General features: G+C 69.8%; 23 protein-coding genes. 13 read left to right on the top strand and 10 right to left on the bottom strand.

Going from position 1 to position 26,615, the window contains the following annotated elements; genetic code table 11:
• Positions 1 to 254: 254 nt before the first annotated feature.
• The 3 genes from ACFY1E_RS34525 to ACFY1E_RS34515 all read left to right on the top strand — a co-directional run bounded on the left by ACFY1E_RS34525 (position 255) and on the right by ACFY1E_RS34515 (position 4,938).
• Positions 255 to 1,703, top strand: coding sequence for a hypothetical protein (locus tag ACFY1E_RS34525; protein ID WP_389083098.1), 1,449 nt, complete (start codon positions 255 to 257; stop codon positions 1,701 to 1,703).
• A gap of 461 nt (positions 1,704 to 2,164) precedes the next feature.
• Positions 2,165 to 3,607: an alkaline phosphatase PhoX gene (locus ACFY1E_RS34520; RefSeq protein ID WP_389083096.1), complete on the top strand. Its 1,443-nt coding sequence runs from the start codon at positions 2,165 to 2,167 to the stop codon at positions 3,605 to 3,607.
• Between the two features lie 344 nt (positions 3,608 to 3,951).
• Entirely contained in the window at positions 3,952 to 4,938 is a 987-nt protein-coding gene (locus tag ACFY1E_RS34515; protein WP_389083094.1) for an LAGLIDADG family homing endonuclease, read from the top strand.
• A gap of 25 nt (positions 4,939 to 4,963) precedes the next feature.
• Here the strand turns inward: ACFY1E_RS34515 and ACFY1E_RS34510 are convergent, their stop codons facing one another.
• Positions 4,964 to 6,169, bottom strand: coding sequence for a hypothetical protein (locus tag ACFY1E_RS34510; protein ID WP_389083092.1), 1,206 nt, complete (start codon positions 6,167 to 6,169; stop codon positions 4,964 to 4,966).
• A gap of 182 nt (positions 6,170 to 6,351) precedes the next feature.
• On the opposite strand from ACFY1E_RS34510, the gene ACFY1E_RS34505 reads away from it, so the two are divergent.
• Both ACFY1E_RS34505 and ACFY1E_RS34500 read left to right on the top strand, forming a co-directional pair.
• Positions 6,352 to 6,999, top strand: a complete 648-nt coding sequence (locus ACFY1E_RS34505) for a GntR family transcriptional regulator (RefSeq protein WP_389083089.1) — start codon at positions 6,352 to 6,354, stop codon at positions 6,997 to 6,999.
• Between the two features lie 20 nt (positions 7,000 to 7,019).
• On the top strand, positions 7,020 to 8,036 hold the full coding sequence (locus tag ACFY1E_RS34500) for a 1-aminocyclopropane-1-carboxylate deaminase (protein WP_389083087.1): 1,017 nt from the start codon (positions 7,020 to 7,022) through the stop codon (positions 8,034 to 8,036).
• Here the strand turns inward: ACFY1E_RS34500 and ACFY1E_RS34495 are convergent.
• On the bottom strand, positions 8,033 to 9,481 hold the full coding sequence (locus tag ACFY1E_RS34495; RefSeq protein ID WP_389083084.1) for an MFS transporter: 1,449 nt from the start codon (positions 9,479 to 9,481) through the stop codon (positions 8,033 to 8,035). The genes ACFY1E_RS34500 and ACFY1E_RS34495 overlap by 4 nt on opposite strands.
• Positions 9,482 to 9,640: 159 nt before the next feature.
• Here ACFY1E_RS34495 and ACFY1E_RS34490 point away from each other — a divergent pair, with 159 nt between their 5' ends.
• Entirely contained in the window at positions 9,641 to 10,219 is a 579-nt protein-coding gene (locus ACFY1E_RS34490; protein WP_389083082.1) for a TetR/AcrR family transcriptional regulator, read from the top strand.
• 49 nt (positions 10,220 to 10,268) lie between these two features.
• Here ACFY1E_RS34490 and ACFY1E_RS34485 read toward each other — a convergent pair whose 3' ends face one another.
• From ACFY1E_RS34485 to ACFY1E_RS34455, 7 genes are all read right to left on the bottom strand, one after another.
• The gene (locus ACFY1E_RS34485) at positions 10,269 to 11,468 is read right to left on the bottom strand and encodes a TerD family protein (RefSeq protein WP_389083080.1); all 1,200 of its coding nucleotides are present in this window, start codon (positions 11,466 to 11,468) and stop codon (positions 10,269 to 10,271) included.
• 263 nt (positions 11,469 to 11,731) lie between these two features.
• Complete coding sequence (locus ACFY1E_RS34480; protein ID WP_389083077.1) at positions 11,732 to 12,721, bottom strand: zinc-dependent alcohol dehydrogenase family protein; 990 nt, start codon at positions 12,719 to 12,721, stop codon at positions 11,732 to 11,734.
• Complete coding sequence (locus tag ACFY1E_RS34475; protein ID WP_389083075.1) at positions 12,718 to 13,566, bottom strand: carbohydrate ABC transporter permease; 849 nt, start codon at positions 13,564 to 13,566, stop codon at positions 12,718 to 12,720. Before ACFY1E_RS34475 ends, ACFY1E_RS34480 begins: the two co-directional genes overlap by 4 nt.
• Positions 13,563 to 14,501 (bottom strand): carbohydrate ABC transporter permease, encoded by a 939-nt coding sequence (locus ACFY1E_RS34470; protein WP_389083072.1) that lies wholly within the window; start codon positions 14,499 to 14,501, stop codon positions 13,563 to 13,565. The genes ACFY1E_RS34475 and ACFY1E_RS34470 overlap by 4 nt, the downstream gene beginning before the upstream one ends.
• Positions 14,498 to 15,871 (bottom strand): ABC transporter substrate-binding protein, encoded by a 1,374-nt coding sequence (locus ACFY1E_RS34465; protein WP_389083070.1) that lies wholly within the window; start codon positions 15,869 to 15,871, stop codon positions 14,498 to 14,500. Before ACFY1E_RS34465 ends, ACFY1E_RS34470 begins: the two co-directional genes overlap by 4 nt.
• A gap of 111 nt (positions 15,872 to 15,982) precedes the next feature.
• Positions 15,983 to 16,762 carry a DeoR/GlpR family DNA-binding transcription regulator gene (locus ACFY1E_RS34460; RefSeq protein WP_389083067.1) on the bottom strand — a complete coding sequence of 260 codons (780 nt, stop codon included), beginning with the start codon at positions 16,760 to 16,762 and terminating at the stop codon, positions 15,983 to 15,985.
• A 284-nt stretch (positions 16,763 to 17,046) separates the two neighbouring features.
• A complete protein-coding gene (locus ACFY1E_RS34455; protein WP_389083065.1) occupies positions 17,047 to 17,871 on the bottom strand; it encodes an NAD-dependent epimerase/dehydratase family protein in 825 nt (274 codons plus the stop codon).
• Between the two features lie 233 nt (positions 17,872 to 18,104).
• Between ACFY1E_RS34455 and ACFY1E_RS34450 the strand changes: the two genes are divergently transcribed.
• Positions 18,105 to 19,046: a 5-dehydro-4-deoxyglucarate dehydratase gene (locus ACFY1E_RS34450; protein WP_389083063.1), complete on the top strand. Its 942-nt coding sequence runs from the start codon at positions 18,105 to 18,107 to the stop codon at positions 19,044 to 19,046.
• 30 nt (positions 19,047 to 19,076) lie between these two features.
• A complete protein-coding gene (locus ACFY1E_RS34445) occupies positions 19,077 to 20,240 on the top strand; it encodes a hypothetical protein (protein ID WP_389083060.1) in 1,164 nt (387 codons plus the stop codon).
• A gap of 36 nt (positions 20,241 to 20,276) precedes the next feature.
• On the opposite strand, the gene ACFY1E_RS34440 is transcribed toward ACFY1E_RS34445, so the two are convergent.
• A complete protein-coding gene (locus ACFY1E_RS34440) occupies positions 20,277 to 21,506 on the bottom strand; it encodes an MFS transporter (protein ID WP_389083058.1) in 1,230 nt (409 codons plus the stop codon).
• A 134-nt stretch (positions 21,507 to 21,640) separates the two neighbouring features.
• Between ACFY1E_RS34440 and ACFY1E_RS34435 the strand changes: the two genes are divergently transcribed.
• The 5 genes from ACFY1E_RS34435 to araD all read left to right on the top strand — a co-directional run bounded on the left by ACFY1E_RS34435 (position 21,641) and on the right by araD (position 26,594).
• Complete coding sequence (locus tag ACFY1E_RS34435) at positions 21,641 to 22,234, top strand: TIGR03086 family metal-binding protein (protein WP_389083055.1); 594 nt, start codon at positions 21,641 to 21,643, stop codon at positions 22,232 to 22,234.
• Positions 22,235 to 22,318: 84 nt separating this feature from the next.
• Entirely contained in the window at positions 22,319 to 23,071 is a 753-nt protein-coding gene (locus tag ACFY1E_RS34430; RefSeq protein WP_389083053.1) for an MBL fold metallo-hydrolase, read from the top strand.
• A 159-nt stretch (positions 23,072 to 23,230) separates the two neighbouring features.
• Entirely contained in the window at positions 23,231 to 23,959 is a 729-nt protein-coding gene (locus tag ACFY1E_RS34425; protein WP_389083050.1) for a GntR family transcriptional regulator, read from the top strand.
• Positions 23,956 to 24,867: a dihydrodipicolinate synthase family protein gene (locus ACFY1E_RS34420; RefSeq protein ID WP_389083048.1), complete on the top strand. Its 912-nt coding sequence runs from the start codon at positions 23,956 to 23,958 to the stop codon at positions 24,865 to 24,867. Before ACFY1E_RS34425 ends, ACFY1E_RS34420 begins: the two co-directional genes overlap by 4 nt.
• Positions 24,864 to 26,594, top strand: a complete 1,731-nt coding sequence (gene araD, locus ACFY1E_RS34415) for an L-arabinonate dehydratase (RefSeq protein WP_389083045.1) — start codon at positions 24,864 to 24,866, stop codon at positions 26,592 to 26,594. Before ACFY1E_RS34420 ends, araD begins: the two co-directional genes overlap by 4 nt.
• Positions 26,595 to 26,615: the final 21 nt, after the last annotated feature.

The raw sequence follows: 26,615 nt of genomic DNA, 5'->3' as shown, positions 1-26,615 counted from the left end.
TGGGCGCCGGGACGAGGGTGGTGCGTGGAACGGTCCGAGGCCGCGACCGGTGGGGCGGTGGCGACGCGCGTAGAAAATACAGTGAACATGTGTCCGCTTCTTTCTACGCGCGTCAATCTCCTGTGTACGCACGCCAGTTGTCAAGGTTTCGGCCATGTACGGACGAGGTCCGGGAGATGAACCGGGCGGCATGGGTGGAAATCCGTCTAGGCTGAGCGGTTGAGTGGTACGACACGCCCTAGGAGAACCAGCCGATGTCAGACAGCTCCCCCCTGCCGCCGGTGCGACTGCATCCCGAAGCGGAGCTGGCGCGGGCCGCGTTGGCCACACCGCTGCTCTCCCGGGCCGCCCGGCTCGCCCGCTGGGCGGGGCCGGACACCCGGATCGACGCCGGGGGCGGGCTCGTCGAGGAACAGCTTCCGGCCGCCGCCGAGCTGCTCGGGCTGAGCGGGGACGACGCCGTGGCCTTCGCGAGCGAGGCCTGGCGGGTCGCCGTGGACACCGGGCTCGTCGAGATCGTCGACTCCGAGGACTCCGAGGACGAGGGCACCGTCACCGCCGGGCAGGACCTGGCACTGCTCACCCAGGGCTCGCCGCACGAGGTGCTGGGCGTGTGGCAGGAGGCCCTGGAGACGGTGCTCGCCGACGCCAGCGTCCCCGACCTGGACGACCTGGAAGGCGCCCTCGACGAGAGCGGCGAGATCGACTTCTCCCGGCTGGAGTGGGACCCGGAGGCGGAGGCCGAGTTCCTCGACGGCGTCCTCGGCAACCTGTACCTGCTCACCGTCAGCGAGGACGGCCCCGGTGACGGACCCGTCCCGCTCCCTGCCCTCGCCGCGTCGATGATCGTGCCCAGCGACATGGGGGAACCCACCAACGACGTCCTGGAGCAGGTCTCCGACGCGATGATGCGGCTCGACGACCAGTTCCGGCTGCTGGAGCCGGTGGGACTCGTCGAGTACCAGCCGGTCGACGAGGCGCTGATGGCGGAGCCCGAGGACGCTGCCGCGGAACCCGCCGGCCGGGCCGACGACACCGACGTCTCGCGCTACGGCATGGTGCGGCTGACCCCGCTCGGCCTGTACGGGCTGCGCGCGCGGCTGCTGGAGGCCGGGCTCACGGCGCCCGCGGTCGGCGACCTCGTGGACAAGGGCGCCGACGCGCTGCTCGACGGCACCGCCACCTTCCCCCAGGCGGCGGCACAGGCCGAGACCGAACAGTGGCTGGCCCGCCGCGAACCCCTCACCGCCGCACGGGAGTTGCTGGCCGCGGCCCGCGGCGCGGACACCGGGGCACCCCTGCGCCGGCTGCGCTGCCAGCAGGCCCTGTCCCTGGTCGGCACCGAGGCCGAACCCGCACTGCGCGAGGTCCTCGACGACCCGGAGCTGGGCGGCCTCGCCCGGGTCTGGCTGACCGAGCACGGAGCCCCGGACGTGCCGGCCCCGTCCGAGACGATGATCTTCTGGCTCACCATCGACACCATTGCCGCGCAGCTGGCTGCGGAGGGGAACTCCGAGGAACTGCGGGCGCTGGTCCAGGGCTTGGCCGCGCAGCACGGCGGGTTCTTCGCCGCGGCCTGGCGGGTCGAGCACCCCGCCACGGCGGACGTGCTGGAGGCGATGGGGCGACTGCATCCGGACAAGCGGATCGCGAAGGAAGCACGGAAGGCGGCATTCAAGGCGCGGTCGCAGCACGGGGGTTGAGCCTCACGCTCAGAACTGGCCGGTGCTCGTCTGCGGGCTCGTTGTGGCTGGCGGCGCCCGCCGGCGGAGCCGCAAATCGACACAGCCCCGCGCCCCTGAAGGGGCGCGGGGAACCGTAGCGCCCAGCAGCGACAGACCGGCGTGTGCTTGAACGACGACGTCGCCCCGTTCAAGCCGCACGTCCCCCGGTGCGCCGACGGGTTCTGGTACCCGCCCACCGCCCGCGGTGTTCCACGGCGGGCCTTCCGGTCGACGGTGCCGCGTTCCTTGCGGAGATTCGTTCGGCCGATTACCCGGGCACAAGGGTCTTTTGACTCCCGTGGTCTTGCACATACGGATTCATGGAAGAGAGCCCGTAGGTGTCGGCCGGTGTTCAACTCCCGTTCAGGCGCGGGCGAAACCGTGGCGCCGACCCGAGGTCCGCCACCCTCCACGGCACACCCACCGTCACAGGAGACACCATGTCGCTCACCCGCAGGGACTTCGCCAGAAAATCCGCGATCACCGGTGCCGGTGTCGCACTGGCGGGCAGCGTCGGCGCCCTGGCCACCGCCCCGAACGCCCTGGCGTCCACGGACACCGACGAGGCGGGCGAGGAGTCGGCCGGCGCACACGGCGGCGTCGGCTACGGACCGCTGATCCCCGACCCGGACGGCATCCTCGCCCTCCCCGCCGGCTTCAAGTACCGCATCATCACCTACAGCGGCAGGACCAAGCTGGAGTCCGGTGAGTTCACCCCCTCCAACCACGACGGCACCTCCACCTTCGCGGGCCCCCGCGGCGCCACCCTCCTCGTCAACAACCACGAGCTGAAGGGCCCGCGCGCCAACTGGCCGCACCCCGTCCCGCTCACCGAGGGCCTGGTCTACGACCCCGCCGCATCCGGCGGCTGCACCGTCGTAGAGGTCCGCCGCGACCATGTCGCCGAGTGGGTCGGCATCGCCGGCACCTCCACCAACTGCGCGGGCGGCAACACCCCCTGGGGAACCTGGCTCACCTGCGAGGAGACCGAGGACAAGGCCGGCCAGAACGGCATGACCAAGGACCACGGCTACGTCTTCGAGGTCGACCCCTCCGACCGCCGCGCCAACCGCGACCCGGGGCCCATCAAGGCGCTGGGCCGCTACGCCCACGAGGCGGTCGTCGTCGACCCGAAGCGCGGTCACCTCTACCTCACCGAGGACGCGGCGAACCCCAACGGCCTCCTCTACCGCTGGACGCCGCCGGAGGGCTTCTGCCACGGCCGCGGCAAGCTCGGCACCCTGGCCGACGACGCCGGTGTCCTCCAGGCCTTCAAGTGCTTCGACTCCGGCGGCAAGTTCGTCGACGACCTCTCCCGCGCCACGAAGATCGGCACCGTGTACGGCGTCGACTGGGTGGACGTCCCCGACCGCGACGCGCGGACGACCTCCGTCCGCAAGCAGTTCACCACCGGCCAGGTCACCCGCGCCCGCAAGCTGGAGGGCATGTGGTGGGGCGACGGCGGCGCCTACATCGTCTCCTCCTACGCCCGTGCCGAGAGCCCCGTGCAGCACGACGGCGCCGTCTGGTTCTACGACCCCAAGCGCCGCACCCTCACCCTGAAGGTCCTGCTCGGCGTCAACCCGGACCCGTCCGCCGAAGGCAACTTCGACGGCCCGGACAACATCACCGTCTCCCCGTACGGCGGCCTCGTCATCGCCGAGGACGGCGAGGGCCTGCAGCACCTGTTCGGCGCGACCGACAGCGGCCGCACGTACCCGATCGCCCGCAACGAACTCAACATCGGCACCGAAGAGGAGCCCGAGTACAGCGAGTTCACCGGCGTCACCTTCTCACCCGACGGCAGCACGCTCTTCGCCAACATTCAGGAGCCGGGGATCATGCTCGCGATCACCGGGCCCTGGAAGCGCCAGAAGAGGTAACACTTCGAGTCCCTCGAACGAGTGACCTTTGCTCGGATCGCTGAACTAATCCCCGCAACGGAATAGTTTTTGTGTCTCGCACTGGTTGTCGGTCGAGGTGGGGATCCGTTGTGAGCACGGAATCACAGGGAGGAATCGCTGAGGGCTCTCGTGTTTGGCTACCCGATGGCTCGGTATGCGCGATCGAGGAGGTGGTTGCGCGCCGCCTCCCTGTGCTTTCCTTCAGTAAGGAATGGGACGCCAGGCCGGTTCGGTATGGTGCGAACCAAGGCCCGCGTGACCATTCAGTCGGTGAGCTTGTCCCGGCGGTTCCGAACGATTGGTTTGATGGCATTCCACGAGAGGTGAAGAGCATCAGGTTCGTTTCCGGTCGTACCATCGAGGCCGCCCTTGATCAGCAATGGATTACGCAACGGCGGACCGGGCGGCAGGCATGGGAGTGGAAGCGAACAAGGGATCTGGTTCCAGGTGATCGCGTACCGTTTCCGCTAAGTGCTGCTTACTTTGGGACTGAGGGCAAGGCGCGCGAGGGGTATTTCGTCGGTGCCATGCTCGGGGATGGAGGGATGACCTCCTGCACTCCAGAGTTCCATGGTGACCCGCTGGATGGCGCCGTGGACTTCATGCGTGAGTTTGCCGCGGAACATGGGTGCGGGGTACGTGAGATCCCACAAGGATCCATCGTGCGTCTGCGGTTCCCCTTCAAGGCCGGACACCGCAATCCAATCACAAACTGTCTCCGGCGCTTTGGTGTGTGGGGTCAGAGGTGCGACGAGAAGCGGCTTCCCGACCTGGAGTTGAGCCGTGACTTCTGGGTGGGATGTCTTTCGGGCCTTATCGATACCGATGGTTGTGTCCGTGAGCGAGTCAACTCCCGTGGCACGGTGCACGGTTCCGTGGAGTTCGCTACGGTATCTCCTTTGTTGGCCGTTCAAGTTTCCGATGCTCTCTTGCGTATTGGGGTCGCTAATAGAGTTCGGCTGGACCAAAGGCAGCACAGGCAGGGGCATTCAATCAATGGCTACGCCGTCGTGAGTCGACGACCGATCCAGATCGTGGAGATTTCACGAGCCACATCGCTTGTCCGGCTCGCCGGGCTTCTGGACCTCCGTATCGGCCACAAGGCACGCACTCTGGAGCGGCTGGTGGCTGCGGTCGGGCACGTGGCTCCGGCGCGCAGTGAGATGCACGGCTATGACGATTCCGTGGCCCTTGATCGTGTGAAGAATATTTCGCCTCTGGGGGTCCAGCGCGTATGCCGGGTAACGGCTAGTCCCTCGGGGCTGTTCGTTGTCAATGGCCTTGTGACGGGTGCTGGTTCCCGCCGATAATGTAAGGGGTCGGATTGAGAGCGACTCAAGAGCGGTGAGGGGGTCGTGCTCGGCGACGCGGCCTTCGCCTTGGCGGCCGTTGGTTCTTCCATGCGAAGGCTTGGAACGGGGTGAACCCGTCGGTCTCTCGGAGGTGGTTGACTTCGGCAGGTAGATCACTACTGCAGCGGAGACCATCCAGAATCTCCTGTCGCTGTCGACGGATTATCCGGGACCATTCCTGTCTGGGGTTGGCGGGGATCGGATTTTCGAATCCGTTGATTTCGGTGAGCCTGGATTCTCGCATGAGCGTCCGCAGTTCAGCCCAGATGCGGGTATATTTATTTCGCTTTCCATAAGGGGGGTGTCCGATCGCGATGATCAGTCCGCCAGGAGTCAGGCTGGATGTTAGTTGGCGGAGTTCGCTGTCGAATTTCTGGATGCTGTCCTCCGTCGTGAGGAAGTTGCTCATGACCACGAGGTCGTAGGCGCTTGGCTTATCTACCCCGTCCTCCTCTGCGAACCGCCGGGCGGTGCTGCGCATGATGGGCTCCTCGGCACGGTCGAAATCTGCAGAGACGAGGGTTGCAGCGTGGTCAAGCGCTTTTATATGTTCATGGACGGGTGAGAAACCAAGTAGGTTCTGGTAGTCGATACGGAACGGCAGTGAGCCAGGGGAGCTGGGCATCCCTGACCTCAGGGACAGCAGGCATTCTGATAGGCAGTGCAGGAGCCATGCCCATGCCTCGCCCCTGTCCAGCGCGTGCATGTGGGTTACGGGCGCGAACTCGATCTGCTGTCCAGTGGTCTCGGCCCACAGAGCTAAATCGGCGTAGAAGTCGCGCGTAGCGTACAAGCCGGGGCCTGGTCCGGCTCCCACTTCGAGTACTGACATCTTCCTGCGGCGAAGTGGCAGATGGCCTGCCGCGAACAGTCGCTCCAGAACCTGTGTCACCCTGCCGTACCTGTCAGTGAGGTGCTGCACTGTGTACGCGGCAGCTTCGTCGTGGTCCTGAAAGACTAGGTCGTCGCAGCACATGCGGGTCGGTGGCAACTTGGCGCCCAATGCATGCGGACTGCTGGATAGTTGCTTCGCGGTCTCGTTCACAGCTCGGCACAGCGTGATGAGATGCGGCGCCGCGAGACTGGCGTCGGATCTGCGCCACTTCTCCAGGCGCCGGGCATGCTCCCGCTGCCATTGACCAGCAACCCAACGGGGCTGTGCCTGTGCGGACTCCTCTGTGGTTTTCATGGCCTCCCCACCTTTGAGGGGCACAGCCCCCGCCGAGCACACTAGTCAGCTCACGCAGAGTCGTACGAGCTTCGAGTCCATGGACCGGCATGTCTTCGCACCGCCGTGTGAAACAACGGGGGCTGGCCACACCCTTGCCTGCCCCTTGTCCACAGAGAAATTGGTATCTAACATTTCAGTTCGTGGAGGCCCTACGACCCGTCGAGCGCACCCTCCTCAGGGACCGCGCCTACGCATCCATCCGGGACGCCATCGTGGCCGGGGAGCTCGAACCCGGCGCCGTGGTGCGGGACGCCGAGCTCGCCGAGCGGCTCGGACTGTCCCGGGCACCGGTTCGGCAGGCCTTCTCCCGGCTGGTCGACGAGGGGCTGCTGGAGAGCAAGCCGCAGAGCTACACGCGGGTCACCCCGGTCGTCACGGCCGAGGTGCGGGACGCCGCCGCCGTCGTCGGCGCCATGCACGAGCTGGCGACGCGCGTCGCCGTGCCCCGGCTGTTCGCCGCCGACGTCCAGGCGATGCGTGCGGCCAACGAGCGGTTCGCCGCCGCCGTCGGCTCGGGCGACGTCGACGGTGCCCTGCGCGCCGACGACGAACTCCACGACGTGCTGGTCCGCGTCGCCGGGAACCAGGCGGCCGCCGCCACCATCGCCCGCTACACCCCCCTCATCCGCCGGCTGGAGCGCCGCCGCTTCGGCGAGAGCACCTGCCGTTCGGCCGGCCTGCACGAGCAGCTGATCGACGCCTGCGCGGAGGGCGGTGTGGACGAGGCGGTCCGCGTCACCGCGGAGATCTGGCGCACCCTCGCCGACGATCTCGCCGACGGCGACTGATCCCGACCCCGGGAGGACCCGTGTCCCTTTCCTCGTACGAGCGCTACCCCCTCCTCTTCGGCCCCTCCCCGGTGCACCCCCTGGAGCGCCTGACCGCCCACCTCGGCGGCGCCTCGCTCTGGGCCAAGCGCGAGGACTGCAACTCCGGTGTCGCCTACGGCGGCAACAAGACCCGCAAGCTGGAGTACCTGGTCGCCGACGCCCTCGCCAAGGGCTGCGACACGCTCGTGTCCATCGGCGGAGTCCAGTCCAACCACACCCGCCAGGTCGCCGCCTGCGCGGCCCGCGCCGGGCTCAAGTGCGTGCTGATCCAGGAGAGCTGGGTGGACTGGCCGGACTCCGTCTACGACAAGGTCGGCAACATCCTGATCAGCCGGCTCGCGGGGGCGGACGTACGGCTGGTGCGGGCCGGCTTCGGTATCGGGTTCAAGGAGAGCTGGGAGCAGGCGCTCAGGGAGGTAGAGGAGTCGGGCGGCAAGCCGTACGCCATTCCGGCCGGGGCCTCCGACCACCCGCTCGGCGGCCTGGGCTTCGCCGGATGGGCCTACGAAGTCGCCGAACAGGAACGGGAGTTGGGGGTCTTCTTCGACACGGTGGTGGTGTGTTCCGTCACCGGTTCGACCCAGGCCGGCATGGTCGCCGGGTTCGCCGCGCTGGAGGAGGCGGGCGGACGGCCGCGTCGCGTGCTCGGCATCGACGCCTCCGCCAAGCCCGCCGCCACCCGGGAGCAGATCGCCCGGATCGCCCGCAACACCGGCCAACTCATCGGGGTCAAGCGGGAGTTGACCGAGGCGGACGTCGAGCTGGACGAGCGGTACCACGCGGGGATCTACGGCATCCCCGACGAGACCACCCTGGCCGCAATGCGCCTCGCGGCCCGCACCGAGGGGATGGTCACCGATCCGGTGTACGAGGGGAAGTCGATGGCCGGGATGGTGGACCTGGTCGAGCGCGGGGAGATCGCCCGGGACTCGACCGTGCTCTACGCCCACCTGGGCGGCCAGCCCGCGCTCAACGCCTACAGCGCGCTGTTCTAGGCGGCTTCAGAACGAGTTGCTCCCCGCTTCCGTCCGCTGATCACGAACGCCGACACCAGCAGGGCGGCGAGCGCGATCAGCGCGCCGACGCCGAACGCGCGCGCTGACCCCTCGGTGAGGATCTCGGCGGGGGTGCCCGACGCGTGCCGGGTCGCCGTGCCGAACACCGTGACCAGGACGGACAGTCCGAGGGTGCCGCCCAGCCACTGCAGGGTCTGCAGCAGCCCGGAGGCGGCGCCCGCCTCCCGCGGTTCGACACGGGCGAGGATCGTCACGTTGAGCGGCATGAAGCTCAGGCCGACACCGACGCCCATCAGCAGCAGCGGGCCGAGCAGTCCGGCCGGGTAGCCCTCGCCGGGTTCGAGCCGCCACAGCCAGGCGGCCGCGGCGACGAGCAGGCCCATACCGGTGAGCAGGACCGGCTTGGCGCCGAACCGGGCCAGCAGTCGCGGCGCGAAGCGGACAGTGGTGAACATCGCCAGGGTCATCGGCAGGAAGGCGAACCCGGCGCGCAACGGGCTGTACTCCAGGACCTGTTGGCTGATCAGCGTCAGGAAGTAGAAGGCGCCGAACATGCCGGCCGGCAGCAACAGCACGCCCACGTAACCGCCCGCGCGGTTGCGGTCCGAGAAGAGCCCGAGCGGCATGATCGGCTGGGTGGCCCGGGACTCGACGATCGTGAACCCGGCGAGCAGGGCGGCGGCCGTGGTGAATCCGAGCAGCGCCTGGGTGTCGCTCCAGCCCGCCTCGGAGACCCGGATGAAGGCGTACACGAGTGAGGTCATGCCCGCCGTGCCGGTCAGGGCGCCGCCCGCGTCGAACCGGCCCGCGTGGCGCGGGGTTTCGCCGACGAAGCGGGGCAGGGCCAGGGCCACCCCGATGCCTATCGGGACGTTGATCAGCAGGGCCCAGCGCCAGGACGCCCAGGAGGTGAGCATGCCGCCCAGGACCAGGCCGATGGAGGCGCCGATGCCCGCCATGGAGGAGTAGATGCCGAGGGCGTGGTGCCGGCGGGGGCCCTCCGGGAAGTTGGTGGTGATCAGGGCGAGGGTGCTGGGGGCGGTGAGCGCGGCGCCCGCGCCCTGCAGTGCGCGGGCCGCGAGCAGCCAGGCGCTGTCGCCGGCGAGCCCGCCGAGCAGGGAGGAACCGGCGAAGAGCAGGACGCCGGTGGCCAGGGTGCGGCGGCGGCCGACGATGTCCCCGACGCGTCCGCCGAGCAGCAGCAGACCGCCGAAGGCGAGCGTGTAGGCGTTGAGGACCCAGGACAGTCCGGTGCGGCTGAAGCCGAGGTCCTGCTGGATGTCGGGCAGGGCGACATTGACGACGGTGGAGTCGACGCCGACCATCAGGTAGGCGGTGACGATGACGAAGAGGACGGTGCCGAGCCTGGCGGGGTGTTGTGGTGCGGTGAGCGGTGCTTCGGTGGTGCTGGACGGGCCGGCCATGGAGTTCTCCCGTTCGATGTCCCCCGGGTGGGATGTGCGCGGGCAGCACTGAGCAACGGAATGTGGGCAGGTGAGGGCCCGCGGAGATAACCGGGGACTGTCTCCGTTTAGCTTTCGCTAAGATACGGAGAGTGTCCCCGGTTCGCAAGGAGTATCTGAATGGCGCAGGTCAAGCCCATGCGAGCGGACGCCCGGCGCAACTATGAACGGCTGCTGAAGGTGGCGGCGGAGGCCTTCGCCGAGCACGGGGAGAACGCGTCCCTGGACGACATCGCCAAGCGAGCGGGCGTCGGCTCCGGCACGCTCTACCGGCATTTCCCGACACGGCAGGCGCTGCTCGAGGCGGTGTACGTCGATGCCATCGAGGCCATCGCGGCACGCGCCGACGACTTCGCGCGGGAACTGCCGCCGGGCGAGGCGCTGGTGGAGTGGCTGAACGAACTCAGCGCCGGGATGATCCAGGTCAGGGGGCTCAAGTCGCTGCTCGGCTCGGCCGTCACGGACGGCAGCAGTGCCGTGGTCACGGCCTGCGGCAACTCGGTGAAGGACGCGGCAGAACGGCTGGTCGGGGCGGCGAAGCAGGACGGGGCCCTGCGCGAGGACGTCGAGCCGATCGAGATCCTGCGGCTGGCGCACGGTGTGGCCACGGCCTCCGAGCTGGCGGACGGCGAGGGCACACACATCCGCCGCTATCTGTCGCTGCTGACGGACGGTCTGCGTCCCGCAGCCGAGGCGTGAACGCCGGGCGCCCCCTGGCCGGGGGCGCCCATGGTCGTCGTACGACGAACTACAGCGCCTGCGCCGCCGGCTTCACCATGTTGCGGACCGTGCGGGCCTTCACGAACTCGCCCATTGCTGTCATCTCCCACTCGCCGGAGAACTGGCGGATCAGTTTCGCCATCATCACGCCCGTCTCGGGTTCGGCGTTGGTGAGGTCGAAGCGGACGAGTTCCTCGTCGGTGGTCGCGTCCAGGAGGCGGCAGTAGGCCTTGGCGACCTCGGTGAACTTCTGGCCGGAGAAGGAGTTGACCGTGAAGACCAGGCCGGTGGCCTCCTGCGGGATGCGGCCGAGGTCGACCACGATGACCTCGTCGTCGCCTCCGCCCTCACCCGTGAGGTTGTCGCCGGAGTGCTTGATCGCGCCGTTCAGGATGGACAGCTTGCCGAAGTAGCAGCTGTCGATGTGGTTGCGCTGCGGGCCGTACGCGATGACCGACGCGTCCAGGTCGATGTCCTTGCCGCCGTATGCGGGCTCCCAGCCGAGGCCCATCTTGACCTGGGAGAGCAGCGGGCGGCCGCCCTTGACGAGGGACACCGTCTGGTTCTTCTGGAGGCTGACCCGGCCCTTGTCGAGGTTGATCTTTCCGGTGCCCGGGGCGGGCGTGGCCGGGGGAGCCGGCGGGGTGGTGGACAGGGGCGGGGCCGGCGGGGTCACCGGGGGCTGCATCGTGGGCGTGGGCGGAGCGACCGGCTGGGGCGGGGCGGCCGCGGCCGGTTCCTCGACCGTGACGCCGAAGTCGGTGGCGATGCCCGCCAGGCCGTTGGCGTAGCCCTGACCGACCGCGCGGGCCTTCCACTGGCCGCCCCGCAGATAGATCTCGACGACCACCAGTGCCGTCTCGGTGCCGAGCTGCGGGGGTGTGAACGTGGCCAGGACGGTGTTGTCGTCCGCGTTGCGGATCGTGGCCGTCGGTTCGATGCCCTGGAAGGTCTGGCCCTGGGCGTCCGGGCTGGCCGTGACCACGATCTTCTCGATGCCCGGGGGGACGGCGGCGGTGTCGACGGTGATCGCGTCGGGTGCCGTGCCTCCGCCCGAGCGGTAGGTCACGCCCGGGCCGGCCGGCTGGTTGTAGAAGATGAAGTCGTCGTCGGAGCGCACCTTGCCGTCGGCGGTGAGCAGCAGGCCCGATACGTCGAGCCGCACCGGGGCGGTGACGTCCACCGTCACGCGGGCGGTGGCGAGAGGGATGTTCGAGCCAGGGGTCATAGCTGTCATGCCGGGTGAACGAGCGAGACCGCTTTACCGTTCCCTTACCCTCCCCCCAATCGGCCGCCTTTTGTCTCGCCCCCGCCGCCCCTTCCCGTCCCGACCCGGGGACCGGCCCCCGGACCCCCGCTCCTCAAACGCCGGAGGGGCTGAGTTTTTCAGCCCGTCCGGCGTTTGAGGACGAGGCCGTTCAGGCCGAAGCGGGGGTATGGGGGCGGCAGCCCCCAGGTACGGGACGGGTAGGGGCGGCGGGGGCGAGAAACCTACGGCACCACCACGATCTTCCGGCCCACCCCGGCCGCGAACTGCCCCAGCGCCTCCGGATACCGCTCCAGCGGAATCCGGTCGCTGATGAAGACCTCCGGATCCAGCACCCCGTTCGCAAACAACTCCGCCGCCCGCTCGAAGCTGTGCAGAACCGCCATCGAACCAGTGATCGTGATCTCCTGGTTGTAGATCCGGTACGGATCGATCATCACCCGTGTCGCATAGTCAGCGACCCCGAACTGCAGAAACGTCCCCGCCTTCGCCACCCGCCCCAGCCCGTCCTGGATCGCGGCCGCGTTCCCGGTGGCGTCGACCACGACGTCCCAGCCCTGCGGCCGGTCCAGCTCGTCCGCGTTCGAAGCCGACGCCGACACGCCCAGCCGTACCGCCGTCTCCAGCCGCGCCGGGTTGAGGTCGACGACGTCCACGCTCGCCGCCCCCGTGCGCTTGGCGAGCTCCAGCATCATCAGGCCCATCGTCCCCGAGCCGTAGATCAGGACGTGCGCGCCCAGGCGTGACTGCAGCACGTCGTAGCCGCGGACGGCACAGGAAAGGGGCTCCACCAGGGCCGCGTCCTCGGTGCGTACGTGCTCGGGCAGTTTCACGCAGTTCGCCACGGGTGCCACCGCGAACTGCGCGGCGCCCCCGGCCGTCGTGACACCGATCGCGGCCCAGCGTTCACAGAGGTTGTTGTGGCCGGTCCGGCAGTAGCGGCACTCGTAGCAGTAGAGGGACGGGTCGACCGCCACCCGGTCGTCGACCGCCACGTCCGTGACCTGGGCGCCGACCCCTACGACCCGGCCCGCGAACTCGTGTCCGGGCACGATCGGCAGCTTGGGCGCGAACTCGCCCTGGAGGATGTGCAGGTCCGTGCCGCACAGGCCGCAGGCGGCGACCTCCACGACGACCTCGCGCGGGCCGGGTGTCGGGTCGGGGACCTCGGTGACGACGGCGCGGCCCACGGACTCGATGACGGCGGCCTTCATTTGACGGCTCCCAGTGACAGGCCCTGGACCAGCTTGTCCTGGGCGGCGAACCCCGCGGCGAGCACCGGCAGGGAGATGACGAGCGACGCGGCGCACACCTTCGCCAGGAACAGGCCCTGGCTGGTGATGAAGCCGGTCAGGAAGACGGGGGCCGTCTCGGCCACCACGCCGGTCAGCACTCGGGCGAAGAGAAGTTCGTTCCAGCTGAAGATGAAGCAGATCAGGGCCGTCGCGGCGATGCCGGGCAGGGCGATGGGGGTCACCACGCGGGCGAGGATCGTCGGCAGCCGGGCGCCGTCGATCTGCGCCGCCTCGATCACCGCCACCGGCACCTCGGCGAGGAAGGACTGCATCATCCACACCGCGATCGGCAGGTTCATGGAGGTGTAGAGGATGACCAGCAGCCAGATGTTGTCCAGCATCTCGGTGTTCTTGGCGAACAGATAGACCGGGAGCAGGCCCGCCACGATCGGCAGCATCTTCGTGGACAGGAAGAAGAACAGGACGTCCGTCCATTTCTTCACCGGGCGGATGGAGAGGGCGTAGGCGGCCGGGAGGGCCAGCAGCAGGACCAGGACGGTCGAACCCACCGAAGCCACCGCGGAGTTGACCAGCGCCGGCCAGGGGCTCGCGCCGCCGCCCGTGCCGAAGAACTCGCGGTAGCCGTCGAGGGTGAGGGCGGCGCCGAAGGACGGCGGGTTGGTGGCCGCGTCCGACTCCGAGTGGAAGGACGTCAGCGCCATCCAGGCGATGGGCAGGAAGAAGACGACGCCGAGCAGCCAGGCCACCAGGCCCAGACCGACTCCCTTGCGGCGGGGGCTCGTTCGTACGGCGACCGTGCTCATGCGCGGGACACCTCCTCGCGGAACAGGGACGACACGACGCGCAGGGCGAAGGTCGCGATGATGATCGAGCCGATGACCACCAGGACGCCCGCGGCCGAGGCGAGGCCGTTCTCGTGGGCCTGGTAGAAGCTCTGGTAGACGGTGTACGGCAGATTCGCCGTGCCCAGGCCGCCGGATGTGATCGTGAAGACCGCGTCGAAGTTCTGGACGATGTAGATCGAGCCGAGCAGGGCGCCCAGTTCCAGGTATCGGCGCAGGTGCGGGAGCGTCAGATGGCGGAAGATCTGCCAGTCGTTCGCGCCGTCCACGCGTGCGGCTTCGAGCTGCTGGCTGTCGCGGCTCTGCAGGCCCGCCAGCAGGATCAGCATCATGAACGGCGTCCACTGCCAGATCAGCGAGGCCTCGACCGCGAGCAGCGGGGTGTTGGATATCCAGTCCGGCTGCGGGCCGCCCACGTAGTGCAACAGGCCGTTGAGCAGGCCGTATTCGGGGTTGTAGAGGACGTGCTTCCACAGCAGGGCCGCGGCCACCGGGACCACCAGGAAGGGGGCGATCAGCAGGGTGCGGACCACTCCCCGGCCCCGGAACCTCCGGTCGAGGAGCAGGGCGAGCACCAGGCCCAGGACCAGGCTGACCAGGACCACCGTCACCGTCAGCAGGACCGTCGTCCACACCGAGTGCCGCAGGTCGGCGTCGGAAAGGACCTGCTGGTAGTTGTCGAAGCCGGTGAAGCGGCGGGCCTTGGGATACAGGGCGTTCCAGTCGAAGAACGAGATCACCAGGGTGGCCACGAACGGCAGCTGCGTCACCACGATCATGAAGACCAGGGCGGGCAGCAGCGGGGCCCGGGTGGACCAGGCTTTCAGCCGGGCGGAGGGCCGGCGTGTGCTGCGTACGGGAGTTGCGGCCAGGGGAGCCGTTGTCGTGGCGGTCATCGTCCCTCGTACTCCTTCGAGATCTTCTCGGCGAGCTGCTGGGACTTGCGCAGCGCCGACTCGACGGACTGGCGTCCGGCGATCGCCGCGCTGATCTCCTGGGAGACCTTGGTGCCGAGATCGGTGAACTCGGGGATGCCGACGAACTGGATGCCGGGCGCGGGGCGCGGCTGCACCCCCGGGTTGTTGGGCCTGGCGCCCTCGATGGCCTCCCTGGTCATCTCCTGGAAGGCGCCTGCCTCCTTGCGGTAGTCGGCATTGGTGTACGTCGACGCGCGCTTGCCTGCGGGGACGTTGGACCAGCCGCTGGTGTCGCCGACCAGTTGCTCGTACTGCTTGCTGGAGGCCCAGGACACGAACTTCCAGGCCTTGTCGGGGTTGCGGGAGGCCTTCTGGATGCCCCAGGCCCAGGTGTAGAGCCAGCCGGAGGAGTCCGTCTTCTCGACGGGGGCGGGGGCATAGCCGAGCTTGCCCTTGACGGGGGAGCCCTTGGCCTCCAGCGATCCGGCCGCGGAGGTGGCGTCGTACCACATGGCGACCTTGCCCTGGGTCATGTTGTTGAGGCACTCCGCGAAGCCCGACTGGGCGGCCCCCGACTCGCCGTGCCCCCGCACCAGGTCGACGTAGAACTTCGTCGCCTTCTCGAAGGCGGGGGAGTCGAGTCGGGCCTTCCAGTTCTTGTCGAACCAGGTGCCGCCGAAGGTGTTCACGACGGTGGTGAGCGGTGCCATCAGTTCGCCCCAGCCGGGCAGGCCGCGCAGACAGATGCCGCGCATCCCGGACTTCGCCCCGTCGACCTCGGCGGCGAGCTTGGCCACCTGGTCCCAGGTGGGGTGGGCAGGCATCGTCAGGCCCTTCTCGGCGAAGATGTCCTTGCGGTACATCAGGAAGGACGACTCGCCGTAGAAGGGCTGGCCGTAGAGCTTTCCGTCGTCGGCGGTCAGCGACTGGCGCATCGGCTTCAGGACGTCCTGCTCGTCGTAGCCGGGGTCCTTGGCGACGTACGAGTTCATCTCGTGCAGCCAGCTGTTCTTGGCGTAGATCGGGATCTCGTAGTTGCTGAGCGTCGCCACGTCGTACTGGCCGGCCTGGTTGGCGAAGTCCTGGCTGATCTTGTCGCGGACGTCGTTCTCCGGCAGGACGGTGAAGTTCACCTTGATGCCGGTCTCCTTGGTGAAGTGCGCCTTGGTGAGTTTCTGCAGCTCCACCATCTGCGGGTTGTTGACCATCAGGACGTTGATGGAGTCGCCGCCGGAACCGGACCCGCCCGCCCCGACCCAACAGCCGGAGAGCAGCGGGGCGAGCAGCGTCCCTGCGGCGGCCATGGCGAGCGTTGCTCGCGGTGGCCGTCGTCGGCTCGGGGTGCGCATGTATCGCTCCTGAACATATGGGGAGATAAGGGGCGGTTGCGGGCACGGAAGTGCCCTGGGGAAGGTGAGTTGGAATTTCAGACGCGCAAAGTGCCGGCGCGGACGGGTTCTCTAGACGCGGATGACCTGCGGGCCCAGCAGTGAGTAGCGGTGAGCCTCGGACGAGGGGAGCAGGGTGCTCGTGACGATGGTCTCCAGTGCGCCGATCTCCGCGAACCGGCAGAAGCTGACCGCCCCGAACTTGGTGTGCACACCCGCGAACACCGTGCGGCGCGCGGCCCGGATGGCCTGCGCCTTGACCTCGCTGACCGCGGGGTCGGGGGTGGTCAGGCCGTGCTCGCGGGAGATGCCGTTGGCGCCGATGAAGGCGAGGTCGAGGACGAAGCCGGCCAGCATCTTCGTCGTCCAGTGGTCGACGGTGGCCAGGGTGCCGGAGCGGACCCGGCCGCCGAGCAGCAGGACGGAAACGGAGTCGGACTCGGCGAGGGCGCCCGCGACCGGCAGGGAAGCGGTGACCACGGTCAGTGGACGGTCCCTGGGCAGTGCCTCGGCGATGAGCTGAGGGGTGAAGCCCTCGTCGACGAAGACCGTCTCGGCGTCCCCGAGCAGCTCGGCCGCGGCGGCCGCGATCCGGCGCTTCTCGGGCACATGGCTGGTGGCGCGGAACTCGAGCGTCGTCTCGAAGCCCGCGCTCTCCACGGGGTAGGCGCCGCCGTGGGTGCGGCGGACCAGGCCGTGGTCCTCCAGGGCGCGCAGATCCCGCCGTACGGTCTCCTTGGCCACGCCCAGTGCGGCGGCGAGCGCGGTGACGTCCACCGAGCCGGTGGCGCGCGCGGTCCGCACGATCTCCCGCTGGCGCTCTTCTGCCGTCTTCGCGGAGTTCGCCGTCATCGCCGTCACCTGCTCCCGTGCCGTGCTGCCCGTTCGGGCCCGGTGGGGCCCTCGCAGGAAGTTCTACCCCTGGCGTGCGGCACTGACCAGGCCTGTTGCAGCGCCGATGCTGCCCGTGTGTGCCCGTTTGCCGAGCGGAGTGCCCGCCTCGGACCTGCGGGGCTGTGGGCCGGGGCGTGAGATCGGGCAGCCGCGATGCCCGAATACGAGGGCGGGCGGGCCCGTTCGGTGCCCGCCCGCCCTCGCGAACGATCGTTTCCCGCCTTTTGCCGGCGCCGGTGACCTCAGTACGGCCAGATCGGCGGGTCGCTCACGAAGTGGCCGCCCAGGTAGGCGTGGGCGATGTTGTCGGGGTCCAGTTCGCCCTGCTCGGCGATCAGCTTCTCCGCGTACGGCTCGGAGTCGTCCTGCGGCTCGTAGCCGAGCGCCCGTGCCGTGGACAGGTCCCACCACAGGCGGGTGTTGGCGGAGGAGCCGTAGACGACGGTGTGGCCGACGTTCTCTGCGGTCAGGGCCGCGTGGAAGAGGCGGGCGCCGTCGGCCGGGCTCAGCCAGATGGACAGCATGCGCACGCTGGTGGGCTCGGGGAAGCAGGAGCCGATGCGCACCGAGACCGTCTCCAGGCCGTGTTTGTCCCAGTAGAGCTGCGCGAGGTCCTCGCCGAAGGACTTGGACAGGCCGTAGAAGGTGTCCGGGCGGCGGGGGGTGTCGATGGGGATCAGCGCGCCGGAATCCAGAGGTGTGTCCCCCTGGGGGCGCGGGGTGAAGCCGACGGCGTGGTTGGAGGAGGCGAAGACGATACGGCCGACGCCCTCCTCGCGCGCCGCTTCGTACAGGTTGTACGTGCCCTCGATGTTCGCCGCGAGGATCTTCTCGAAGGAGGCCTCCAGGGAGATGCCGGCCAGGTGGATGATCGCGTCGACGCCCCGCACCGCCTCGCGCAGGGCCTTCCTGTCGGCGAGATCCGCGGTGACGGCGTCCGGGTCGCCCTCGATCGGGCGTACGTCGAGGAGGCGCAGCTCGTAGCCGAACGCAGGCAGCAGGTTCCGCATCAGGGTGCCGAGCCCGCCGGCGGCGCCGGTGAGCAGAACGGTGCGGGGGGCTGGCATCCTTCGCTTCTCCTTCGGTTGGAGGGGCGCATGCATGCACGTTATTCACATCCGTGGACACGCTAAGGAGCCACGCCGTACCCCGTCAAGTGCTCTGCGAAATGGGGAAATCCGCTGATGTGATGCCGGTGGGCGCGCTTGACCGGCCGTAAAGCGGCACCTTAGCGTGGTGGCGTTCAGAAATGTAGACGCAAATCATGACCGTGGAATCAGCATCGGAATCGGGAGTGCCCGTGACGTCAGTTCCTCTCGCCGCTCGACTCGGCATCCCCCGCGGGCCGCTGTTCTTCCCGGTCACCGCCTACGGCCCCGACGGCTCGGTCGACCTCGACGTGTACCGCGCCCATGTGCGCCGCGGCATCGAGGGCGGGGCCGCCGCGGTCTTCGCGTGCTGCGGCACCGGAGAGTTCCATGCGCTCACGCCCGAGGAGTTCGAGGCGTGCGTGCGGGTGGCGGTGGAGACGGCGGAGGGGCGGGTGCCGGTGGTGGCCGGAGCGGGGTACGGCACCGCGCTCGCCGTCCGGTACGCGCGCGTGGCGGAGTCCGCCGGGGCGGACGGGCTGCTCGCCATGCCGCCGTACCTCGTGCTCGCCGGTCAGGAGGGGCTGCTGCGGCACTACCGGGAGGTGGCCGCGGCGACCGCGCTGCCCGTGATCGTCTACCAGCGTGACAACGCCGTGTTCACCCCGGAGTCCGTCGTCGAACTGGCCCGCACGGACGGGATCATCGGCTTCAAGGACGGCCTCGGCGACCTCGACCTCATGCAGCGCATCGTCAGCGCCGTCCGCAGCGAGGTCCCCGGTGACTTCCTCTACTTCAACGGCCTGCCGACCGCCGAGCAGACCCAGCTCGCCTACCGTGCCATCGGCGTCCCGCTCTACTCCTCCGCCGTGTTCTGCTTCGCCCCGGAGATCGCGCTCGCCTTCCACCGGGCGCTGGAGTCCGGTGACACCGCCACCGCGCACGGGCTCCTCGACGGCTTCTACCGGCCGTTCGTGGAACTGCGCGCACAGGGGCGCGGGTACGCCGTAGCCCTGGTCAAGGCGGGCGTGCGGCTGCGCGGGCTCGACGTCGGGGAGGTACGGCCGCCGCTGCACGAGCCCACCGAGGACCATGTCAAGCAGCTCGCCGAGCTGATCGAGCGCGGGTATGCGCTGTTGGAAGAGAACAAGTGAAGGCGGAGAGCCAGTGAAGGCGGGTAGCCGGTGAAGGCGTCGACTTTCGTCTACCCCTGGGATGTCAACGGGGACCCGGCGGCCGCGGGCCGCATCGCCGAGCTCGGTGTGCAGCAGGTGACGCTGGCCTCCGCGTACCACTCCACGCGTGCGCTGACGCCCCGCCACCCGCGCCACCGCATCGTCACGGCCGAGCACGCGGCCGTGCTGTATCCCACCGACGGCCGCTGGGAAGGGTGTGCGCTGCGCCCCTACCCGGCCGGGGACTGGGCCCCCGGAGACGCCTACGGCGAGGCGGCCGCGGCTCTCGCGGACGCCGGCCTGGAGGTGCACACCTGGGTCGTCCTCGCCCACAACTCCCGCCTGGGCGCCGAGCATCCGGACACCTCCGTCGTCAACGCCTACGGCGACCGCTACCCGTGGGCCCCCTGCATCGCGCAGCCCGCCACGCGCGCGTACCTCGTCGACCTGGCCGTCGAGGCGGCCGTACGACCGGGAGCGCGCGGCACCGAGCTGGAGTCGCTCGGCTGGTACGGCCTCCAGCACCTGCACGCGCACGACAAGACCGGCGGGGTCGGCCTCGGCGACGCCGGGATGTACCTGATGGCGCTCTGCTTCTGCCCGGCCTGCCGGACCGGCTACGGCGAACAGGGCCTGGACGCCGACGAGTTGGCGGCCGCCGTACGCGACGCTCTGGAGCCGTTGTGGCGGGGCGCGCCCGATGACGGCGGGTGGGCCGGGGTGGAGAAGCTGCTCGGCGAGGCGAAGGCGGCCGCCACGCGCGCGTGGCGCGACGAGACCGCCCGCACGCTCCAGGAGACCGCGGTCCGGGCGGTGCGCGCGGCGGCCCCCGACGGCTTCCAGGTCCTGCTGCACGCCGACCCCGTGACGTACCACGTCGGAGCCAATCCCGGCGTGGACCCCGCCCACATCCTCTCCGTCGCGGACGGCGTGGTCGTACCGTGCGCGGGCGGCACGGACCTGCTGACACCGTTCGCCGAGCGGGGCAGGGCAGGGGCCGTCATCGCCGCCAACTTCCCCGTGGTCTCCGGAATGGGCGGCAGCCCGGCCACGCTGGCCGCGGACGCGGCGCAGGCAGCACGCCAGGGAGCGACCGAACTGCGGCTGTACCACGCGGGGTTGGCGTCGGACGGCGACTTGGAGGCGGTGCGGTCGGCTCTCGCCACGCGCTGAGGGGGCCGGTCCGCGGGCGGGTGAACTGCGGCTGCGTCACGCGGGGTTGGCGTTGGAGCGTGTCCTGGAAGCGGCGTGGTCGGTGCTTGTCGGGCGTCGGAGGAGTCGGACGGCCGTGGGCAGCAGAGTTGCACCCAGGGCTACTTGGAGGAGGCGGTAGTCCGTGAGTTCGACCAGGGCTGCCCCTGTGGCCAGACCGAGCACGTTCGGTGTGAAGAGGAGTGTGTTGGCCGTGGCGGCCGTGCGGCCCAGCAGGGCGTTCGGTGTCTCGTGCTGTACTGCGGTCAGTGCGGCGATCAGGACGCAGGGGAGCCCTGCTCCGATCGCCGCGCTGCACAGCAGGGCCACCGGGTCCGAGGGGATGGCCCGGGCGGCGGTCGCGACGCCCGTGAGGGCGATCCCGTAGGCCGCGAAGCGGTGTCCGCCCAGGTGGCGCAGGGTCGGGCCGGAGACCAGGCCGACGGCCACCGAGCCGACGCCCTGCACGGCGTACAGGACACCTGCGTAGGCAGGGGAGTGGCCGAGGCCGTCGATGACGGCGTAGAGCAGTGCTCCGGACAGGCCCGCGCAGAACATCGTGGTGCCGCCCGCCAGGACGAGGGGGCGCAGTCGGGCGTGCTTCCGGAGGTACCTGACGCCCTCCGCGGTCCCTCCCCGGTGGCCGGGCGATCGCGGGTTCTCTTCGCGGACCCGCAGCAGGGCGTACAGGCCCGTGGCCAGCACGAACGTGACGGCGTCCAGCAGGGCGACGCCCGGGCCGCCGTACTCTGCGAAGAGGGCCGCGCCCGCGAGTGGGGCGACCAGCTTCATGCCCTCGGTCGCCGTCATGCGCAGCCCGTTGAAGTCGCCCAGCAGGGACGGGTCGACCGCTGCCGCGACGAGGGCCGACTCGGCCGCGTCATGGACGACGCCCGCGGCGCTGTACATGAACAGAACCGTGTACAGCAGCCACAGCCGGCTCGGGGAGTCGACGGTGAAGAGGGTGAGCAGGAGGGCGGCCGGCAGCAGGTTCGCGCCGATCAGCAGGGGTTTGCGACGGAGCCGGTCGGCGAGGGTGCCGAGCAGGGGACCGGCGAGCGTGGGCGCCCACATGGCGAGCAGGCACAGCGCGGCCAGTCCGTCGGAGCCGGTCAGCTCCTTGACCCATACGCCGGACGCCAGCCACAGCGCCGACGTCCCGAAGCCGGAGATCACCACACCGGCGAGATACAGGCCCGCCCTGCGGTCACGCAGGACCCGCACGATCGCCCATGTCGATGTCGTCATGCCTGGCCATGGTGGGTCTAAGGCCCCCGGCCGGGTATGAGGCAAGTGCCCTACAAATGCCTTGACCGGGCTGCGATGAGTTTCGGGGACGTGGTCGGTCCACATCGACGAGACACGACTGTGAGGAGCAGTGCATGAGTGACACGACCCTCGACCTCGGACCCCAGACCAGCGTCATCGCGCGGCTCGCGGAGGGCGTGAGCGACGAGCAACTGGCGGATCCGACGCCCTGCCCCGACTGCGCGGTGCGCAACATGCTGGGCCATCTGCTCGGACTGTCCGTCGCCTTTCGCGACGCGGCCCGCAAGGACCTGGGCGTCACGACCGACACCAACCCCGGCGCCGCCGCCCCGGACCTCGCCCCCGACTGGCGCGAGGCCCTGCCCAAGGTCCTCGACGAACTGGCCGAGGCCTGGCGCGACCCGGCCGCCCGGACCGGTATGACCAGGGCCGGCGGCATCGACCTGCCCGGCGAGGTCGCCGCTGCCGTCGCCGTCGACGAACTGGTCATCCACGGCTGGGACCTGGCCCGCGCCACCGGCCAGGACTACACCCCCGACCCGGCCGCACTCCAGGCCTCCCACGACTTCCTGCTGGCCGCGGCCAACGACCCGAGCCGGGGCGGCGGCATCTTCGGGCCCGTGGTGCCCGTACCGCCGGATGCTCCGCTGCTCGACCGGGCGGTGGGGCTCAGCGGGCGCGACCCCGGGTGGGTGCCCACGCCGTGACGGGCGGGGCGGGAGCGAGCCGGCCGCGGGTGCGCCTGCCGTGAACAAGGGGCGGGGCGTACGAGCGGACCGTACGCTCCCCGCATGCCCTTCACCCTCACCGTCCTCGGCACCGCCTCCCCGCACCCGCAGCCCGGCCACCCCTGCTCCGGGTATCTCCTGCGCGGTGGGGGCGCCGAAGTGTGGGTCGATGCCGGGCCCGGCACCTTTGCCGAATTGCAGCGGCACACGGACCCGGCCCGCCTGAGCGCCATCTGGATCTCGCATCTGCACGCGGACCACAGCGCCGATCTGCTGTCGGCGGTCTACGGACTCGCGTACGGCGGACTCACCCCGCCCGCGCCCATTCCGGTCCACGCACCCGGCGACTGCGCCCAGCGCCTCGCCGGGTTCTTCGGACGCCCCGATGCCGGATTCCTCAGCGGCATCCTCGACTTCCGTACCTTGTACGACGGCCACATCGCCCGCTACGGGGACCTGCTCCTCACCTCCCGTGCCGTCGCCCACGACGTCGAGGCGTACGGACTGCGGGCCGAGTGCGAGGGGCGCGTGCTCGCCTACTCCGGGGACAGCGGACCGTGTGCCGTGCTGGGCCAACTCGCCGCCGACGCCGACCTGTTCCTGTGCGAGGTCGACATCGACGCCCATCGCGGAGGCGCACAGGTGCACTTGACCCCTGAGGACGCCGGCGAAACGGCCCGCGCGGCCGCCGCGAGCCGACTGCTCGTCACCCACGTCGGACCCACTCTGACCCGCGAGTCGGCGACGAAACGGGCCGCCGCCGCCTTCGGCGGCCACACCGCCACGGCCCGCGGGGGCGAGACCATCACCGTCTGAACCACCGAACCCCGCAACCCCGACTTCCTTTGTCAGAAGCATTGACGAAGCATGCGCCCCCTCCTACCTTCAACGCGTCGTACTTCATATCTCATATATGAGACGCGATACGCGACATCAGATACCCGAGATCTGATACGTGACTTCCGAGAGGCGCGCATGACCTCTGTGCCCACGCCGATCCCGTCCCGCACGCAGTACGTGCTGGACGCGATCAAACACCGCATCCTCACCGGGCAGTTGACGCCGGGCCAGGCCCTGGTGGAGACCGAGCTCGCCGCACAGTTCGGGGTGTCCAAGACGCCCGTGCGCGAGGCGCTCAAGACCCTCGCCGGTACCGGTCTCGTCGTGATGAGCCAGTACAAGGGCGTCACGGTGCGCATGGTGGACGCGGACATGGCGCGCGAGGTCTACGACGTGCGGCTGCTGCTGGAGCCCGAGGCGCTCCGGCGTGCGGTGCGGCGAGGGGCCTCACTCGACGCCGCACGCACGGCGCTGGCCAGGGCAGACGAGGCCGCCGACGCCGCCGAACGGTCCCTCGCCAACCGGGAGTTCCACCGCGCGCTGTACCTGCCCTGCGGCAACCCCCTGCTCGGCCGCATGCTCGACGAGGTCCGCGACCAGGCGGCCCTCGTCTCCGCGGTGGCCTGGGCGGCCTCGCCCTCCTGGGAGCGGGAGGCCGGCGAGCACCGGGAGATCCTTCGGCTCGCCCTGGAGGGCGACGCCGACGGCGCGGTCCGCGCCCTGCACGCCCATATCGCGTCCTTCGTCGAGCGAGCGTTCCCCCAGGCAACCGACCAGGTCACGAACCAGGCAGCGGACCAGACATCGGACCAGGCAGCGAACCATTTAAAGAACCAGGTAAAGAACCAGGAAGGCACCGCATGAGCAGCGCGACGTTCGAGGCGCAACGGGCTGCCCTGGCCGACGTGGTGGCGATCCCGGTGACTCCGTTCGCCGCGGACGGCACCGTCGACCAGGGCGCCCACCGGGTCCTGCTGCGTCGGCTGCTCGAAAGCGGGATCCGCATCCTCACCCCCAACGGAAACACCGGCGAGTTCTACGCGCTCGCCCCCGAAGAGCGTCGTCTCGTCACCGAGTTGACCATCGAGGAGACCGGCGACCGCGCCGCGGTCCTCGTCGGCCTCGGCCACGACGTGCCCACCGCCGTCGCCTCCGCCCGGCACGCCCGTGAGCACGGCGCCCAGATGGTGATGGTCCATCAGCCCGTCCATCCGTACGTCTCCCCGGGCGGCTGGGTCGACTACCACCGCGCCATCGCCGAAGCCGTCCCCGAGCTGGGCGTCGTCCCCTACATCCGCAACGCCCAACTGGCCGGCGCCCGCCTCGCCGAACTCGCCGACGCCTGCCCGAACGTCATCGGCGTCAAGTACGCCGTCCCCGACGCCGTCAAGTTCGCCGCCTTCGCACGGGACGCGGGGCTCGACCGCTTCGTGTGGGTCGCCGGTCTCGCCGAGCCCTATGCGCCCTCGTACTTCTCCGCGGGCGCCACCGGCTTCACCTCCGGACTCGTGAACGTCGCCCCGTCCGTCTCGCTGAACATGATCGAAGCGCTTCGATCCGGCGACTACCCGGGCGCCATGAAGGTCTGGGAGCAGATCCGCCGCTTCGAGGAACTCCGGTCCGCGAACGGCTCCGCCGACAACGTCACCGTCGTCAAGGAGGCCCTCGCCTCCCTCGGTCTGTGCCGCCGCGACGTCCGCCCGCCGAGCAGCACCCTTTCCGAGGACGCGCGCGCCGAGGTCGCCGCCATGGCCGCCGGATGGTCGACATGACCGACAGAATGCGTCCCGAGGAACTCAGAAGCCACCAGTGGTACGGCACCGAGGGCCGGCTGCGCACCTGGTCGCACAACGCCCGGATGCGCCAGCTGGGTTACGAGGCGGAGGAGTACCGGGGCCGCCCTGTGATCGCCGTCCTCAACACCTGGTCCGACATCAACCCCTGCCACGTCCATCTGCGCGAGCGGGCCGAGGCGGTCAAGCGCGGCGTGTGGCAGGCGGGCGGCTTCCCGCTGGAGTTCCCGGTCGCCACGCTCTCGGAGACCTACCAGAAGCCGACCCCCATGCTCTACCGCAACCTGCTCGCGATGGAGACGGAGGAGCTGCTGCGGTCGTATCCGGTGGACGCGGCGGTGCTGCTCGGCGGCTGTGACAAGTCGACCCCGGCGCTGCTCATGGGTGCCGCCTCGGCCGACGTACCGTCGATCTTCGTGCCCGCCGGACCGATGCTGCCGGGGCACTGGCGCGGTGAGACCCTCGGCTCCGGCACCGACATGTGGAAGTACTGGGACGAGCACCGCGCGGGCAACCTGACGGACTGCGAACTGCGGGAGCTGCAGGGCGGGTTGGCGCGTTCGCCCGGTCACTGCATGACCATGGGTACCGCCTCCACGATGACCGCGGCCGCCGAGGCCCTCGGCATGACCCTGCCGGGCGCCTCCTCGATCCCGGCCGTCGACTCCGGGCACGAGCGGATGGCGGCAGCCTCCGGGCGCCGTGCCGTGGACCTCGCCTGGACCGGGCTCAGGCCGTCCGGGATCCTCACCCCCGAGGCCTTCGAGGACGCCGTCACCACGGTGCTCGGACTCGGCGGCTCCACCAATGCGGTCATCCATCTGATCGCGATGGCGGGCCGCTGCCAAGTGCCCCTCACCCTCGACGACTTCGACCGCATCGCGCGGACCGTGCCGGTACTGGCCAACGTCCGTCCCGGCGGACAGACGTACCTCATGGAGGACTTCTACTTCGCCGGCGGCCTGCCCGCCTTCCTCTCGCGGATCACCGACCTGCTGCACCTGGACCGGCCGACGGTCAACGGCACTCTGGGCGAGCAGATCAAGGGCGCCGTCGTCCATGACGACGACGTCATCCGCACCCGCGAGAACCCGGTCGCCGCCGAGGGCGGAGTCGCCGTCCTGCGCGGCAACCTCTGCCCCGACGGCGCCGTCATCAAGCACATCGCCGCCGAGAGCCACCTGCTCGAGCACACCGGTCCCGCGGTCGTCTTCGACGACTACAAGACCCTGCAACGCACCATCAACGACCCGGAGTTGAACATCACTGCCGACAGCGTGCTGGTGCTGCGCAACGCCGGCCCCAAGGGCGGCCCCGGCATGCCCGAGTACGGCATGCTGCCGATCCCCGACCCCCTGCTCAAGCAGGGGGTACGGGACATGGTCCGCATCTCGGACGCCCGGATGAGCGGTACGAGCTACGGCGCGTGCGTACTGCACGTGGCGCCCGAGTCGTACATCGGCGGCCCGCTGGCCCTCGTCCGCACCGGTGACCTCATCACCCTCGACGTCGAGGCACGCACCCTCCATCTCCAGGTGGACGACGAGGAGCTGGAGCGGAGGAAGGCGGCCTGGACGCCCCCGCCCACCCGCTACGAACGCGGCTACGGCGCCCTGTACAACGACCAGATCACCCAGGCAGACACCGGCTGCGACTTCAAGTTCCTGTCCAGCCCGGGCGAGGTCCCAGACCCGTACGCAAGCTGAAGCGCCCCGAAAGGGGCGCGG

It is taken from the genome of Streptomyces sp. NPDC001604 (assembly GCF_042893475.1).
Lineage (GTDB): Bacteria > Actinomycetota > Actinomycetes > Streptomycetales > Streptomycetaceae > Streptomyces.
This window is presented reverse-complemented; position numbering and strand designations above follow the sequence as displayed.